This window comes from Pseudomonas sp. KH_021 (genome assembly GCF_057838865.1).
Window position 1 is genome coordinate 3,666,318 of record NZ_CM174477.1, and the last position, 16,454, is coordinate 3,682,771.

12 protein-coding genes and 1 pseudogene are annotated in these 16,454 nt (G+C 57.9%); 8 read left to right on the forward strand and 5 right to left on the reverse strand.

The window, feature by feature from the left end; translation table 11 throughout:
- Nucleotides 1–1,782: 1,782 nt before the first annotated feature.
- From AC3IX4_RS16950 to AC3IX4_RS16960, 3 genes and pseudogenes are all read right to left on the reverse strand, one after another.
- Nucleotides 1,783–3,087 (reverse strand): IS4 family transposase, encoded by a 1,305-nt coding sequence (locus AC3IX4_RS16950; RefSeq protein ID WP_489261189.1) that lies wholly within the window; start codon nucleotides 3,085–3,087, stop codon nucleotides 1,783–1,785.
- Between the two features lie 393 nt (nucleotides 3,088–3,480).
- Nucleotides 3,481–4,374 (reverse strand): LysR family transcriptional regulator, encoded by an 894-nt coding sequence (locus tag AC3IX4_RS16955; protein WP_489256571.1) that lies wholly within the window; start codon nucleotides 4,372–4,374, stop codon nucleotides 3,481–3,483.
- A 293-nt stretch (nucleotides 4,375–4,667) separates the two neighbouring features.
- Nucleotides 4,668–4,892: pseudogene (locus AC3IX4_RS16960) on the reverse strand (AAA family ATPase); the annotation flags it as partial.
- 577 nt (nucleotides 4,893–5,469) lie between these two features.
- Between AC3IX4_RS16960 and AC3IX4_RS16965 the strand changes: the two are divergent.
- The 8 genes from AC3IX4_RS16965 (at nucleotide 5,470) to AC3IX4_RS17000 (ending at nucleotide 13,910) form a co-directional block, all read left to right on the forward strand.
- The gene (locus tag AC3IX4_RS16965; RefSeq protein ID WP_489256572.1) at nucleotides 5,470–6,768 is read left to right on the forward strand and encodes a sialidase family protein; all 1,299 of its coding nucleotides are present in this window, start codon (nucleotides 5,470–5,472) and stop codon (nucleotides 6,766–6,768) included.
- Nucleotides 6,765–7,382, forward strand: a complete 618-nt coding sequence (locus AC3IX4_RS16970; RefSeq protein WP_489256573.1) for a hypothetical protein — start codon at nucleotides 6,765–6,767, stop codon at nucleotides 7,380–7,382. Before AC3IX4_RS16965 ends, AC3IX4_RS16970 begins: the two co-directional genes overlap by 4 nt.
- A 32-nt stretch (nucleotides 7,383–7,414) precedes the next feature.
- Entirely contained in the window at nucleotides 7,415–9,451 is a 2,037-nt protein-coding gene (locus AC3IX4_RS16975; RefSeq protein ID WP_489256574.1) for an LTA synthase family protein, read from the forward strand.
- A gap of 569 nt (nucleotides 9,452–10,020) precedes the next feature.
- The gene (locus AC3IX4_RS16980; RefSeq protein ID WP_489256575.1) at nucleotides 10,021–10,506 is read left to right on the forward strand and encodes an SgcJ/EcaC family oxidoreductase; all 486 of its coding nucleotides are present in this window, start codon (nucleotides 10,021–10,023) and stop codon (nucleotides 10,504–10,506) included.
- Between the two features lie 57 nt (nucleotides 10,507–10,563).
- Entirely contained in the window at nucleotides 10,564–10,965 is a 402-nt protein-coding gene (locus AC3IX4_RS16985) for a hypothetical protein (protein WP_489256576.1), read from the forward strand.
- 26 nt (nucleotides 10,966–10,991) lie between these two features.
- Nucleotides 10,992–11,864 carry a GNAT family N-acetyltransferase gene (locus AC3IX4_RS16990; RefSeq protein WP_489256577.1) on the forward strand — a complete coding sequence of 291 codons (873 nt, stop codon included), beginning with the start codon at nucleotides 10,992–10,994 and terminating at the stop codon, nucleotides 11,862–11,864.
- On the forward strand, nucleotides 11,864–12,763 hold the full coding sequence (locus AC3IX4_RS16995; protein ID WP_489256578.1) for a polysaccharide deacetylase family protein: 900 nt from the start codon (nucleotides 11,864–11,866) through the stop codon (nucleotides 12,761–12,763). The genes AC3IX4_RS16990 and AC3IX4_RS16995 overlap by 1 nt, the downstream gene beginning before the upstream one ends.
- Before the next feature lie 211 nt (nucleotides 12,764–12,974).
- On the forward strand, nucleotides 12,975–13,910 hold the full coding sequence (locus tag AC3IX4_RS17000) for a SphA family protein (protein ID WP_489256579.1): 936 nt from the start codon (nucleotides 12,975–12,977) through the stop codon (nucleotides 13,908–13,910).
- Nucleotides 13,911–14,632: 722 nt separating this feature from the next.
- On the opposite strand, the gene AC3IX4_RS17005 is transcribed toward AC3IX4_RS17000, so the two are convergent.
- Together AC3IX4_RS17005 and AC3IX4_RS17010 are read right to left on the reverse strand one after the other, a co-directional pair.
- Entirely contained in the window at nucleotides 14,633–14,962 is a 330-nt protein-coding gene (locus tag AC3IX4_RS17005; RefSeq protein WP_489256580.1) for an EthD domain-containing protein, read from the reverse strand.
- Nucleotides 14,959–16,248 (reverse strand): MFS transporter, encoded by a 1,290-nt coding sequence (locus AC3IX4_RS17010; protein WP_489256581.1) that lies wholly within the window; start codon nucleotides 16,246–16,248, stop codon nucleotides 14,959–14,961. Before AC3IX4_RS17010 ends, AC3IX4_RS17005 begins: the two co-directional genes overlap by 4 nt.
- Nucleotides 16,249–16,454: the final 206 nt, after the last annotated feature.

The following is a 16,454-nucleotide window of genomic DNA, read 5'->3' on the forward strand; positions in this document are numbered from 1 at the left end:
TGTTAGCCTTGGTGGTTCGGCTTTGGATTTTTGTGGTTTCGGGTGGGGGCGCGTGACTGACAACTCCAATCTCACAGGCCATGGCACGTTGCAACCAATGTGGGAGCCGGCTTTAGCCGGCGATGCGCCGCGCGGGCGGCGCTCGATCTCAAGAGCAAAGGAAAAACCAAGGCAGGCACCTTGTGTGGCTCATGCGATCTGTTGACAGGCACTCTGCGGTTCACCCTGAGAATGAAGGGAGGAAGGCCGTATCAAGGCTTCCAGGCGCTTGCCTAGGGTTTTGCGCTGTTGCTTAAATCGAGCGCCGCCCGCGCGGCGCATCGCGGCTGAAGCCCGCTCCTACATTGGTTGCAACGTGCCATTTTCTGTGGAATCGGCGTTGTTAGCCTTGGTGGTTCGGCTTTAGTTTTTTGTGATTTCGGGGGGGCGCATGGCTGACAACTCCACTCTCACAGGCCATGGCACGTTGCAACAAATGTGGGAGCCGGCTTTAGCCGGCGATGCGCCGCGCGGGCGGCGCTCGATCTCAAGAGCAAAGGAACAACCAAGGCGGACACCTCGTGGGGCTCATGCGATCTGTTGACAGGCACTCTGCGGGTTCACCCTGAGAAAAGGGAGGAAGGCCGTATCAAGGCTTCCAAGCGCTTGCCTTGGGTTTTGTGCTGTTGCTTAAATCGAGCGCCGCCCGCGCGGCGCATCGCGGCTGAAGCCCGCTCCTACATTGGTTGCAACGTGCCATGGCCTGTGGGGTTGGGGTTGTTAGCCTTGGTGGTTCGGCTTTAGGTCTTTGTGGTTTCGGAGTCTTGCGCGTGGCTAACAACTCCAATCTCACAGACCATGGCACGTTGCAACAAATGTGGGAGCCGGCTTTAGCCGGCGATGCGCCGCGCGGGCGGCGCGCGATCTCAAGAGCAAAGGAAAAACCAAGGCAGGCACCTTGTGTGGCTCATGCGATCTGTTGACAGGCACCCTACGGATTCACCCTGAGAATGAAGGGAAGTAGGCCGTATCAAGGCCTCCAAGCGCTTGCCTTGGTTTTTACGCTGTAGCCCAAATCGAGCGCCGCCCGCGCGGCGCATCGCGGCTGAAGCCCGCTCCTACATTGGTTGCAACGTGCCATTTTCTGTGGAATCGGCGTTGTTAGCCTTGGTGGTTCGGCTTTAGTTTTTTGTGATTTCGGGGGGGGCGCATGACTGACAACTCCACTCTCACAGGCCATGGCACGTTGCAACAAATGTGGGAGCCGGCTTTAGCCGGCGATGCGCCGCGCGGGCGGCGCTCGATCTCAAGAGCAAAGGAACAACCAAGGCGGACACCTCGTGGGGCTCATGCGATCTGTTGACAGGCACTCTGCGGGTTCACCCTGAGAAAAGGGAGGAAGGCCGTATCAAGGCTTCCAAGCGCTTGCCTTGGGTTTTGTGCTGTTGCTTATATCGAGCGCCGCCCGCGCGGCGCATCGCGGCTAAAGGCTAGGCGCCCCCGCCGCTCCTACATTGGTTGCAACGTGCCATTTTCTGTGGGATCGGCGTTGTTAGCCTTGGGGGTTCGGCTTTAAGTCTTTGTGGTTTCGGGGTATTGCGCGCGGCTGGCAACTCCAATCTCACAGGCCATGGCGCGTTGCAACCAATGTAGGAGCGGCGGGGGCGCCTAGCCTTTAGCCGCGATGCGCCGCGCGGGCGGCGCTCGATCTCAAGAACAAAAGAAAAACCAAGGCAGGCACCTTGTGGGGTTCATGCGATCTGTTGACAGGCACTCTGCGGTTCACCCTGAGAATCAGCCCTTTCAAGGTCTTTCATCTTTTTTGGCCTTGAGCACCCGGTCCGTCGATACATGAGCACGCGCAGCTTTGCCCTCGAGCCATTCCTTGGGTTTATCTACTTTGGGGCCGCGTTTGCTTTTAGCGACCTGTCGGGGCTGGATATTCCTGGCCAGCGCCAACAGACGCTCCGCCAGAGTTTCTGAGGTCGTTTGGAGTGATAGGTAATCCGAGGGCAACGCGATCTGCATCCCCTCATAACTGCTGCGCACCTGCACCGCCAGGTGGAAGATCGAAGCTTCCCAGCCCTCGGGCTGCGTCTGGCGATGGGCCTGTTCAACACTGCGCTTAAGGACCGACAAAACGTTGTAGGCCAAGATCGCCGAGGCAAAACCGAGCAAGGCCGCTCGGGGGTTGCCCAGGCTTGCGATTTCACTGTCCAGCACCGATTCCAGGCGTTGGAACATCCCTTCGATACTCCAGCGACGACGGTACAAATCAGCGATCTGCTGAGCACTGATGCTGTCGGGCAAATTGCTCCAGAATAAGAGCGTGGAGTCACCCGACTCAGTGGGCGTTCGCAAGCTCAGTTCAATTCGCCGCCAGCAGCGTCCGCCTTTCAATTCGATGGTTTGTTCACGCACCGTTCCAGCCTCGACAGACACGGGTTCTTGCCAGTCGTTTTCCTGGATCAGGCGTGGATGGTGACTCTGCTGACGAATAATGAACGAGGCGCCCGACTCCTCGCAGGCTTCCATGACGGGGAGCGTGCAATAGAGCCGATCGGCCATCCACAGCTGTCCCGCCCTCGCACTCGCCAGCAACGGCAGTACGCTGACGCGTTCACTGGCGTAGGCATCTTCGCAGGGCTGAAGGTCAACGACCTGATCCAGGTCGGGGTCATAGACCACGACCGAAAAACCAGGCCGCGCGGCGCCTCGTTCACGCCGCAAAGCCCCCAGACGTTTTTCGGTAGAAGGCAGGTGGTTGCCGTCGACGATACGCAGTTGCCAGCCGGGCAAAATGGCTGAACAGCCCAACGCTTCTATGGTCGGGGTCAACCGCTCTGCGCTGCCGGTGACCAGGGCCCGCAGCAACGCGGGTTCTGTGCGGCTGACCTTGTCATAGAGCGCTGCCAAGGTAACCGGAAGGTCCTCCATCTGACGTGCAGCGGCATGCAGTGAAGGTCGTAAACCCAATGAAACAAGGGACATCAGCTCAACGATGGTCGAAAACAAAAGCTCACGCGGGTACTGGCGTTGGCGATGGTTTTCGAACACCTGATCGACCCACTCGGCCGGGATGGCCTGCTCCAACGCCAACTTGGCCATGACGCTGGCCGGTGCTTTTTTTTCAAACCGCGCTAAGACTTCTTCCCACATCGTTTCGTCATCCTGGACCGTAGATGGGAGAGAGTTTAAACGAAGACCTTGAAAGGGCTGACCCTGAGAATGAAGGGAGGAAGGCCGTATCAAGGCTTCCAGGCGCTTGCCTAGGGTTTTGCGCTGTTGCTTAAATCGAGCGCCGCCCGCGCGGCGCATCGCCGGCTAAAACCGGCTCCCACATTGGTTGCAACGTGCCATTTCTGTGGGATCGGCGTTGTGAGCCTTGGGGGTTCGGCTTTAAGTCTTTGTGGTTTCGGGGTGTGTCTCATCAAGGAAGGTGGCGCCCCCGCAAAAAAGGGGGGGCTGGGACGAAAAACAATTTCGGCAGGCTTGAACGGGTCACTGCGACTGAGTAATGGCCTTGGCCCAGTCTATGAAGCTTCTGATCTTGGGCAGATCGTCGTGATGCTCTGCATAAGCCACGTAATGCGCACCGGGACTGGGGCTTGAGTAGTGCCAGGGCACCAGCAGTGTGCCTTGGCTTAATTCGACTTCGACCATGAAGCTTGGCACCAGTGCCACGCCAAAGCCTGTCATTGCCGCACGAATGCACATATCGAAGGTGTCGAACTGTGGGCCGTGATAGCTGCTGTTGGAGGTGATCTGTTGCGCATCGAACCAATTGTGCCAAGCCTCTGGCCGTGAGGTGCACTGCAGCAACATACAGTGGGTGAGATCCTGAGCGCTGGCGATAGGATGCCGCTCAATAAATGTCGGCGAACAGACCGGCACAACGGTTTCACCGAAAAGCTCAACACAGGTCGCCCCAGGCCAGGAGCCGCCTCCGTAGAAGAACGCGATATCGGCCTTGGCCTGCACGAGGTCGAAAGGCTCAAGCTCGTTTCGTATGTCCAAGCGAATATGGGGAAAGCGCTCAGCGAACTCCGGCAATCGGGGAATCAGCCAACGCGAGCCGAACGTGGGCTGAGTGGCGATACGCAGGACCTCTGTCTCTCCACTAAAAGACACCATGTAGCGGCTGGAAATGTCCGTTTGCGCGAGGATTTTATTTACCTCGACCAAGTACAACCCGCCCGCAGGCGTCAGCTTCAGGCTATTACGGATACGGTGGAACAGCCGCTGTTGCAGCATCTGCTCAAGCTGGGCGACCTGCTTGCTCACCGCACTTTGAGTCAGGTTAAGTTCTTGGGCCGCGCGAGTGAAACTCAAGTGCCGCGCTGTGGACTCGAAACATTCGAGACCCGCCATCGAGGGTAATAGCTTTCTGGACATACAGGTGATTGCTGCTACAGGACGTGAAGGAAAGACAGCATGTTGCCGGTCAGAAACAGGCAACGGAGAACGCCAGACCCTAATCCTACGAGGAGGAAATCGCAAGGGCTGATAGCCGTGTGCCTGGGCAGGAGCCTTTGCAGCTTGCATTCCAATTCGGAACTAGCTGGCTGTCGCTGGCTGAATTGCCCAAGGCTGATACAGACTTTCTGCAAGAGTGTCCGAGCGTTATCAGCGATGAAGGCAGGCTCAATCTGTAACCACGTACAGGCTAGATACCTCTTGCTGCTCATCTATTCAAGGCAGCTTTCAGGCGTTGCGGGCAAGCTATCGATAAATGCAGCAATCTGCCGGCTTCCCCGCAAGTGCACCGCAGGTATCTGCGGGCCTATCGCCAAGCGCACTGCCTCGATTCCTGGGCGGTAACCGCGATCAAAATTCCACACAAAGTTCAAGAAGGCCAGGAACGCCCGATCGAGCTTCTCTGTGCAGCCTGCTGCAAGGTCAGGGCGAGGACGCCTCTCTTGGCCATTTTCGGCCTGAGCCACGGGCAGCTATGGGTCGACTTCAGTCTGTCACGACCAACGGCAGTCGACCCAAAGCTGACGGTGGCGACCGGCAAAAATCGGCCAAAAGCGGACAGAACCTCAGGAAGCATAGGTATCTACACAACTCTGGGGCAGCGCGGCTCTTGTAGCCGCTGCCGAGGTACGAGGCTGCGATCGGCGGCGAAGCCGTCGTAAATTCAGGCCCTTCGGGGTGCCTGATGGATTACGGTCTCAGGTTTACGGCCGCTTCGCTGCCGATCGCAGCCTCGTACCTCGTCAGCGGCTACATTCGTAGCAGTACGGCAAAAGATGTGTAGATACCTATGCTCAGGAAGGTCACCGTCGAAACCAAGTTTTTGATTAACGGTCAGGCACCTGCTGAAGGCTGCAAGCTATTGAGTTACAAGGAGTCGCGGCTGCAGCTTTGGGTCGGTCAGCGCACTGCGAACATTTGCTTACAAAACAGGAGCTCGTTAAAGACCGAGTTTGTAACTTACAGTGTTAGGTTACTGCGCTTGATCGGGCCATGAGATGCTCAGCTTTAATTATGCGCTTCAAACTACCCAGCCTTCCTGCCTTCGGTGCTTACCTTGCCCTTTCTTGCCTTTTTGCGGGCGCATGGTTCACCCACCCTGCTCCTACGCATTCTTCCTTTGCCCTGATGAATCCGGTGATGGCTGTGGCTGAACAAGTGGCCAAGCCCATTTATACCAGCCGTTTCGCCTCATCTGGGCTGGTGGACTTCGTGCATTCCTCGGCGGTAACAGCCTTGCCTGACGGTAACCTGATGGCGGTCTGGTTCGCCGGCTCTCGCGAAGGCGCAGCCGACGTGCAGGTGCGCTCTGCCCGTTTCGACGCGAGCACCAGCGAGTGGGGTGCGGAACAGGTATTGGCGACTCGGGATTCGACTCAACAGGGCACTCGGAAATACATTCGAAAACTGGGCAACCCGGTCATTGCACTCGCGCCGGACAATCGCCTCTGGTTGTTCTACGTGTCCGTGTCCATGGGTGGCTGGGCCGGCAGTGCGGTCAATGTGATGGTCTCGGACGACTATGGTCGCCATTGGTCCGCGCCACGCCAATTGATCACTTCACCCTTTCTGAATATCAGCACCCTGGTCCGGTCGGCACCGGTGTTTCATGCCGACGGCTCCATCGGTTTACCGGTCTACCACGAATTTCTGGGCAAGTTTGCCGAGTACCTGTACCTGAGCGCAGACGGTGATGTGATCGATAAATTCCGCATCAGCCGCGGCAATAATTCATTGCAACCCACGGTAGTTCCGCTGGATGGGCAGCGCGGCATCGCCTTGTTGCGCTATGCCGGCAACACCCACCACCGTGTGCTGGCGACCCGCACTGATGATGCCGGACAAACCTGGAGTGAACCTTATCCGCTCGAACCATCGAATCCGAATTCCTCATTGGCGGCCGTTGCGACTCCCGAACATGGGTTGCTGGTGGCCCTCAATGACCTGCGGGAGGGCCGCTTCAAGCTGAGTCTTTATAACACCGACGCAAAAATGGACGATTGGCGCTCGTTGCCGGACCTGGACAAATCACCTGATCCAGAGGGCGATCCGTTTCCACCCCGGGCCTACAAGGAAATCATTGGCAATGAGTTCCGCAGTTCCAGTGGCGCGCTTCGCCAACCGCTAGAGGCGCAGTTCCTGAGCAACCTCGACAGCCGGACATGTACTGAGCAAGGGTGCAAGTTTGAATATGAATACCCGTACTTCATCCGTAGTCCCGACGGTATGTATCACTTGGTTTATTCCTGGAACAACACTTTCATCAAGCACGTCACCTTCAATGATACGTGGCTGTCCGAGCGTCTCAAATGATTAACCTGTGGCAAGCCCATGTCAGCTTCGCAATGATCATCTTCCTGCTGCTGCCTTCTTTTGGTTTAAACCGGGTTAGGGGTATCGCGCTGTTGGTCGCTTTGCTGGCAGCCAGCTTCATACCGCTGGACGGGTTGTCGCTGGCCGCTTACTTGCGCAGCCACATTGATGACCTTGCGGTCACGTCCCTGGTCTTCATGGGGTGGGGCTGTTTACGTCGACTGGGTTTCTTGCCGCCTGCGCAGCAAGGTAAAACCAGCGTATTGATCATCTTTGCCTCGATGGCCCTGATGCTCTATCCGGCAACCCTGGGTTTGAGTTATCTGGACCCTTATCGGTTTGGCTACAGCCCGCGCCCTATGTTGATTTTCGTCGCACTGCTCACGTTAAGCCTGTTTTACCTGCGCAACGGCCTGGCAGTCGTGATGCTGGCCAGCGCGACCCTGGCCTTCATCGCCGGGATAAAGCCTTCGCAAAACTATTGGGATTACTTGGTTGATCCGCTGCTGGGTCTGTATTGCTGCGCGACACTACTGATGCTTGCCACGCGCTGGACGTATGGTTGGCTAAACAAGCTGCGCGGCTCAGTGCGAAACGTATCCAAATCCGTTTGAGACTTAACGACATTTTTGACAGGGGAACATGGATGGGTTGGCTGCAATCGAGACGTTTGCATTACTGGGTAAGCGCAACAGCGATTGCGTTTGCGTTGTTTGCACTGCTACGGGTGGTGTTCTTTTTCGGCTTTTCCGGTTTCGACGCCAGAGCCCTGATCGACGAAAATGCCGTCTTGGAAACCTTAGGCATCGGCTTTCGTTTCGATTTGCGCTTGGCCATCCTGGTGATGTTGCCGTTGGCGCTGCTGGCCTGGATTCCTCGTTGGAATCTTATCGGCAGCCGCCTGCTTCGCCGGATGGCACGCGTGTATGTGTCAGCAACCCTGAGCGTCCTGCTGCTGATCTATATCATCGATTTTGGCCATTACGCGTACCTGGGCGTGAGGATCAACGCCACCGTGCTGCGCTTCATCGAGGATGCACAAATATCCCGCGATATGGTCTGGCAAACCTACCCGGTTATCTGGATTTCCCTGGGTTGGCTGGCAACGGTCGCACTGGTGACCTTGGCCCTGGTGCGGCTGGAACGCGTGACGCTGGACCGCCGCCGCAAACCCATTCACCCGATCACCGCCACATGGGGTGGCGCGTTGATGGTCGTGGTGGTGCTGTCAGGTATTTTAGGCCGTGTCGAGAACATGAACCTTGAAAACCCTGTCCCGTTGCGCTGGAGCGATGCGTTCTTCTCGGGCAATAGCCAGATCGCCGCGTTAGGCCTGAACCCGGTAATTTTCCTCTACGACACGGTCAAGGTCGGCCAGTCGCGCTACGACGAAGCGCAGGTGCGCGAACACTACGCCGTGATGGCGAACTACCTGGGGGTCGACCAGCCCGACCCACAAACCCTTAACTTCGTACGTAACCAGACGCCACAATCCTACAAAATACCGGGCTCCCGGCCACCGAACGTGATGTTTGTCATGCTTGAGTCGCTGGGTACGAGCGCCGTCGGGGCCTACGGCAACCCGATCAATCCGACGCCCCATCTCGATCGCCTGGCCAGCCAGAGCTGGTTTTTCGAACACTTCTATGTTCCGGTTACGGGAACCGCAAAAACCGTCTGGGCTAGCATTACCGGGGTGCCTGACGTAACGCGTCAGGAAACCGCGACGCGTAATCCGCTGATCACCAAACAGCACACAGTGATCAATGCCTTCAGCGGTTATGAGAAAATCTACACCATCGGCGGCAACTCCGGCTGGGCCAATATGAATGCCTTGATTCGGCAAAGCATCGACGGAGTTCGTTTGTTCGAAGAGCGGGACTGGAAATCCCCGGTGGTGGATGTCTGGGGGATTTCAGATCTGGATCTGTTCAAGGAAACCGACAAGATCCTGCAAGCACTGCCCAAGGACAAACCGTTCTTTGCGTATGTACAGACTGCCGGTAACCATCGTCCCTTCACGATTCCCAAGAGCAATGATGGGTTCGAGGTCAAGCACCCTACCTTGGCAGAAGTACAGGCCGCAGGATCGCGCAGTGTCGAGCAGTACAACGCAGTGCGCTTGCTGGACTTCAACATCGGACGCTTGATGGAAATTGCCAAGGAAGGTGGCTACTACGACAACACCATTTTCGTGCTGTTTGGCGACCATAACACCCGTATCGCCCAGATCCCTTTCCTGGCACCGGCTTATGAGCAACTAGGTCTGGAAAGCAATGCGGTGCCGATGATCATCCACGCGCCTGGCTTGCTCGGGACGCGTAACGTCAAGGAAGCGGTCGGCCTGGTGGACTTGCTGCCAACCGTGGCGGGTATGGCCGGCCTTGAGTTTCGCAACAGCGGCATGGGTCGTGATATTCAGCAGCCAGCGCCCGAGGGTGAACGCGTGGTACCGTTGGTATTACGTGAGGGCACGTTCCCGTTAATTGCGGGCGTTACTCAACACTATATGGTGCAGATGGAGCACGACGGCAGCTCGCCGACTCTCCACGACCTGGCCTCACTGACGCCGATGGACGACGTGGCTCGGCAAAACCCTGAAGAGTTCAAACGCCTGGTGCAGCTGACCCGCGGAATGCATGAAACCTCAAGGTTGATGTTGTACCAGAACGTGCGACAGTGACTGCGAGTGCCAGCCAACCCGCGCCTATGGTTCAGATAAACGCGGACCCACCCGTGACGCAAGTAGCGGGTTGGGATCGAGTACATGGGTCGCCCCCACTTCCGGGGCCTTGCCCTATACCCGGCACGATCAGCGCACGTCGACGTCACGCTGTGAGGGAGACATCGACGGACTTGTGGCAGAAGTGCGCTTTGTATTTACGGTAACTCAGCTCCTGCAACCGCCCAGCATGGATGATTTTGAACGAGTCGCGCCGACTGGATCAAGCTCATGATCGCAGCCGCTGGATGATTTCTGCCTGTCGCGATTGGCTGCAACGGATCGATGACTGTTGCGTCGATCAGTTGAATCCACAGCCAATAGCGGACAGTGGACAAGCTGCCGGCATGCCAGCAGCGTCATTCGATTTGCCACCTATACTCACCGGGCAGTTCGGGTTTGCCATCTTTGTCGTGGCTCTCCTCGAGCAATGTCGTACGCGCAGTGACCACACTCAGGCAAAACACAGACTTGCAAAATGACAAGAAGCGTTAGACCCTCAGCGTTTTTAACCGTCACGAGGATCGCCGATGAGAAACCTATCTGTCCTGTCAGTTGCCTTTGCAGTCGCTCTTGCAGGCTGTGCCTCAGCCCCATCAGGGCTCGAGCCCGGTACTGCACACACGGAAGTATGCAAGGCAACCAATGAGCAAGAAATCTCGGGCTTGTTTGACCGATGGAATCGCTCACTGCAAACCGGTGACCCACACCAGGTTGTCGCCAACTATGCCGAACGCTCGGTCCTTCTGCCTACCGTGTCGAACAAACCGCGATTAACCGCGGCGGAAAAAGAGGACTACTTCCATCACTTCCTGGCAAACAAGCCCACCGGCAGGATCGACTCGAGAACCATAGAGATTGGCTGTAACTCAGCGGTTGATGCTGGGCTTTATACGTTCAACTTTGGCACTACGGGTGCTCAAGTCAAAGCTCGCTACACTTACACCTACAAGTGGGACGGAACGCAGTGGTTGATTACGAGCCACCACTCCTCTGCAATGCCAGAGAAGCTTTGAGGTGGCCATCAACCAAAACGGCGTCTGACTCTTGCTCAGCCGAACAGATCGGAGTTCATGAAGCCCCCATTCCCGATCCGCCAACCCTGCCCGCCCGGAGCCTGCACCTGCGGGCTTGAGCGACTGCTGGACACTCCCGGCGCCGATCTGCGCATCCTGCGCCTGACGCGCCAGGAGGAAAAGCGCCTGCTCGACCGGCTGGAAAGTATCGAGTGCCTGGCCGACCTCGAGCATATGCAACTGCGGATGTTCGAGCAGTTGGGCATCCGCCTGGAAATCGCCCCAGGCCACAACGAAGTGCGCACCATGCGCGGCATCGGTATTCACATCGACGAACTGCCCGGACTCTGTCGTAAAACCCGCCAGTCGATCCCGGCAGCGATTCGCCGAGGGTTGGAGAAGCGACCGGAGATTGCCTACAGGCTGCTCGATGTCCATGACCTCTTGCGCGATGCCTGAGGTGCCCGACTGAGGAGAACATTGCGGTGTCAAATCAGCTGGTAATACGCAACATGACCCGCTCCGAGCTGGACGAGCTCGTCGCCTGGGCTGCACGCGAGGGTTGGAATCCCGGCCTTCACGATGCCGAGCTGTTCTGGGTGACGGACCCTGAGGCTTTCATCGCGGCGGACCTTGATGGCGAGTTGATTGGCGGCGGCGCCATCACGTCCTACAACGGCGAATTCGGCTTCATGGGTTTCTTCATCGTTCGGCCCGAATATCGCGGGCAGGGCCTGGGCAATGCACTCTGGCATGCCCGCCGCGAGCGACTCCTCGCCCGCCTGCGCCCGGGTGCGAGCATCGGCATGGACGGTGTCTTCGCGATGCAGGACTACTACGCCAAGGGTGGCTTCGTCTTCTCCCATCGCAACATGCGTTTTCGTGCCGAGATCCCCGAACGTCCGGAAACCTCACTGGTTGACGGCCAAGACATCGTCCCGCTGGCTACCTTTGCATTCGATCAGGTGCTCGATTACGACCGCACCTGCTTCCCCGCCTCGCGCCCGACCTTCCTGAGAGGGTGGATAGCCCAACCCGATGCGCTCGCCCTGGGTTGCCGGCGCGAAGGAAGGTTGAGCGGATTTGGCGTGGTGCGACGCTGCAGGGAAGGCTGCAAAATCGGCCCCTTGTTCGCCGATGACGCCCTGGCGGCCAATGCCCTCTACTCGCACCTGGCAGGCTTTGCCGCGGGTGGCCCGCTGTTCCTCGACGCCCCACAGAACAACTGCGCCGCGATGGAACTCGTGCACCAGCATCAGATGATCGAGGTCTTCGGCTGCGCGCGCATGTATCTCGGCCCTCCTCCGGCGCTCGCGCACGAACGTGTGTTCGGCGTCACGACCTTCGAGCTGGGCTGATGTCGGCGCGCGATCTGGTCGGTTACGGCGGTTGCCCACCCCCTCCGCGATGGCCGGGTGAGGCTCGCGTCGCGGTTCAGTTTGTGCTCAACATCGAGGAGGGCGCGGAGTCGTGCATCCTCAATGGCGATGCCCAGTCAGAGGCCTATCTCCACGAGCTGCCGGGCCGCCCCCCTCGCACGGGAGAACGGGACTTGAGCGTCGAGGGCATGTATGAATACGGATCGCGCACAGGCGTGTGGCGCATCCTGGAGCTGTTCAGCGCCCGTGGCCTGCCCTTGACCGCCTTCGCCGTCGGCCAGGCACTGGAACTCAATCCGCAGATCGGCCATGCGCTCTGCGCTGCCGGGCATGAGGTCGCCGGGCACGGTTACCGTTGGCTGGACTATCGCGACATCCCTGAAGACGAAGAGCGGCGCCATATCCGCCTGACCCTCGACGTGATCGAGCGGATCTGCGGCAAGCGCCCCATAGGTTGGTACACAGGAAGGGTCAGCCAAAACACCCGCCGCCTGTTGCGCGAGGACGGCGGGCTCCTCTACAGCTCAGACGCCTACAACGATGACTTGCCCTATTGGCTCCCAGGTTCGCCCGCACACCTGGTGATCCCGTACACGCTGGTCAACAACGACGCCCGCTATCTGCTGCCGAACGGTTTCTCTTGCGGGGAAGACTTCTTCCGGCTGCTCAAGGATGCTTTCGACCTGCTGTGGCAAGAGGGCGCGCAACATCCGAAGATGATGAGCGTCGGCCTGCATGGCCGGATCAGCGGTCATCCCGCGCGCGCGATGGCGCTGGCGCGCTTTCTCGATTACGTGCAAGGCCACGACTCGGTGTGGGTCTGCCGGCGGGAAGAGATTGCCAGGCACTGGATAGCCGAATTCCCCGCTGAATCATGACCGTTACATTTGAATTTTCCGCAGCCAGTAGAGTTTTCTTAACAAAAACGGACATCCCGCGTTAAATCAAGCAGCACAACAATCCAGATGCCACGTAAATCATTGAAATAAAACATAAAAAAACAAAAAAAGTTTGGCACGAAATTTGATCCAGTCCTTGCGTGAATTTAAAAATTTCGCCTCGTTAACAACAATAAAAGGACGGACTCTAATGCATCAGACATTCAACCACCGCACACCTCTTGCGCTCAGCGCTGGCTTGATTCTGGCCACCAGCGCTTCACTGGCTCAGGCTACCGAAGGCGGGATATCGTCTTGGCCGATGGGCATCGAAATCTACGGCATGGGCATTCTGCCTCCGCCGGGTACTTACGGGCAGTTATTCGTCGGCAACTATTTGGCCGATACCGTGCGTGATAACGCGGGCGATAAAGTGGCCGACATTGACCTGCGCGTCACCACCCTTGTGCCACGTTTTGTCTGGGTCACCGAACAGCAAGTGCTCGGGGGCAATCTGGGCTTTCACGCTTTGCTACCGCTCAATGACGCGCGGCTGAACATCAAGAACGGCCCGCACGACCACAAGCGCGGCATTGGCGATGCTCACCTTGGCCCGGTGGTCGGTTTCCACCACAGTGACAAGTTTCATACTGCTGTGGGTGTCGACTTCGTACTGCCCACCGCCAGCGAGTACGACAAGGACGACCTGGTCAACCTCGGCAATAACTACTACACCGTACAGGCGGTGTATGCCATGACCTACATGGACCCCAAGGGTTTCAACGCTGATATGCGCCTGATGTACGATTACAATTTCGAGAATCAGGACACTCACTACCAGTCTGGTCGCGAGCTTCATGCCGACTACACCCTTGGTTGGGGCTTGGGTAATGGCTGGGTACTCGGCGTTGGTGGCCATGCCTATAAGCAGGTGAGTGATGACCAGTGCGGTGCTTCCCATTGCGCGGCTGCGGGCTTGGTTGATGCTACTGATGGCAATCGTGGTAGTTCGTTCTCAATTGGGCCGGCGGTGCAATACGCCAGCAAGGATGGCTGGTTTTTCAGCGCCAAATGGCAGGATGAATCCGGTGTGCGTAACCGTACCGATGGGCAGGCGTATTGGCTGAAGTTGACTGTGCCGCTTTGAGCCAACCCTGGTTTCACCGTACAAAAAAGCCCCGTGATCATCTGATCACGGGGCTGCTAAAACCAATGTGCTTGAATCTGGAGCATATCCGTTTTCGAGGGTGACGCTTAGTCACCTTTCCGCCCTTACGGCGTGTCACTTTTGCCGGGCGCAAAAGTAACCAAAACGCCTGGTCCCCGCATCCGGCCCTACGCTGCGCTCCGGGTTCCCTCCCTCCGCACCTGCTCCGTGGGGCCGCGCCGACGGGCCGTCCATGGCCCATCGGCGCTTGCGGGCCATCCATGGCCCTTACCCCAGGGAGGAAGGTCGTATCAAGGCCTCCAGGCGCTTGCCTTGGGTTTTGTGCTGTTGCTTACATCGAGCGCCGCCCGCGCGGCGCATTCGCGGCTAAAGCCTGCTCCTACATTTGTTGCAACGTGCCATTTTCTGTGGGATCGGCGTTGTTAGCCCTTGGTGGTTCGGCTTTGGATCTTTTTGGGTTTCGGTGGGATTGCGCGTGGCTGACAACTCCAATCTCACAGGCCATGGCACGTTGCAACAAATGTAGGAGCAGGCTTTAGCCGCGATGCGCCGCGCGGGCGGCGCTCGATCTCAAGAACAAAGGAAAAACCAAGGCAGGCACCTCGTGGGGCTCATGCACCACTGCGCAGGCGCTCCAGTCGGCCTCCTGAAGGGACATCCGCGGTGTCTGGATTTTCTGTGCTTGAGGATCAAGATCACGATCAAGTACTGGCTATTTCTTCAGTCACAAATGGCTTGAGCTGCCCAATGAAAGTCTTGCCGTGTTCGAACCAGGCCTTTCGCTTGTCGGCCTCCATGTAGACTTGGTAATGCTCGTCATCCAGGAACCAGCACTCACCAATGGCATGCACAGGGCCGACATCCAGGTAGGGGACGTGGGTATCGCTTGGGTTGCTTGCCACCAACCGTACTTCGTATTTGTGCAGGCCCGGCATGCCCTCGCTCATGTCGAAGTGGAGGATGCATTCGCGCTTGAAGACTTCGTCGCTCATGGTTTCAGGCTTTACCAGCAGATAGACAATTCTGATCATTTGAGTTTCTCGACTACGTTGTTCGCAAAGGGTTGCAGCAGTGGCTCGTCAGTATCCGGGACGATGGTGTCCAGGCGGATGCCCTTGGTTTCAGGCAGCAGCATCAGGGCCGACACCGCCAGTGCGTAAGCGACCAGGCAAAATCCGCCGACCGTTTGTGCCAGGCCAAATTTGGCCGCCAGCAGGCCAACGCCCGTCACAGCCAGCGCACCGATGGATTTACCGACGTTGTAGGAAAACCCCATGCAGGTGGTTCGAACCTGGGTAGGAAATTGTTCACTCAGGAACGGCCCCAGTGCCGCGAACATCCCGATCGCAAACGCGCCGACCAGAAAGCCCATCAAATGCGCCACGAATACGTTGAAGGGCACAAACATATAGGCGACGGTCACGATCCAGGAGCCCAGCGACAGCATGATCAGGGTGGGGCGACGACCGAGCCGGTCAGAGAGGTAGGCGGTGGCGCAAAATCCGCAGAAGCTGCCCGCAGCCATGATCAGGATGGTCACGATCAGCGACCCCTTCTCGACACCGCGCTCCGCCATCAGTGAAGGTGTCCATACCAGGATGACGTAGCACCCGGCCTGCAAGCCGATCACCAGCAGGCTGGACAACATGCTGACTCGAATGTATCGCTTGGAAAATACCGTCCAGATCGTGGCCTTTTCGACATTGGATTGGCGTGCCTGCTCGAACGCCTGGGAATCCTTGACGTTGCGGCGAATGAAAATGACCACCAGCGCCGGAAGCACCCCGACCCAAAAAGCGACACGCCACGCATATTCCGCCGGGACATAAGCCAGAATGGCTGTCACGATCAGCACCGCAGCCGACCACCCCAGGGCGAAGCCGGACTGGACAAAGCCCAGCGCCTTACCGCGGTTTTTCGGGTTGATCACCTCAGCCATCAAGGCCACGCCTACCGCCCACTCACCCCCGAAACCCAGCCCCTGAAGCGTTCGCGCCACCAGCAGTTGCTCAAAGTTCTGGGCAAACCCGGCAACGACCCCGAACAAGGTAAACCAGCACACGGTAAAGATCAGGATGCGTACTCGCCCGAAGCGATCGCTCAGGATACCCGCGACCCAGCCGCCCAGCGCGGCGGACAGCAGCGCCGAGGTGCCGACGATGCCCGCCTCGCCCTTGGTCAGGCCCCAGATGGCCATCAGGGTTGGCAGCAGGAAACTGAACATCTGCATGTCGTAGGAATCCAGGGCCCATCCTGCATAGCAGGCCCAGAAGGTTTTTTTCTCACGTGCGGAGCCGCTCTTGTACCAGGAGAACATGGGAGCATCCTTTATTGTTATGGGTATCTCAGTGCCGTCGAGCTTCTCTTAGATTCTCGTGTGCGCCTATTTGAGTTATTGAAAGCCTGCCTTTTGCTTTCCCTAATCAGTCAGGGCCGTCTTAGTAAACCGCGGTGCATTCATCGCGGCTAAAGCCGGCTCCTACCCAAAGCGTGCCACCGTCCTGTAGGTGCTAGCCTTGGCTG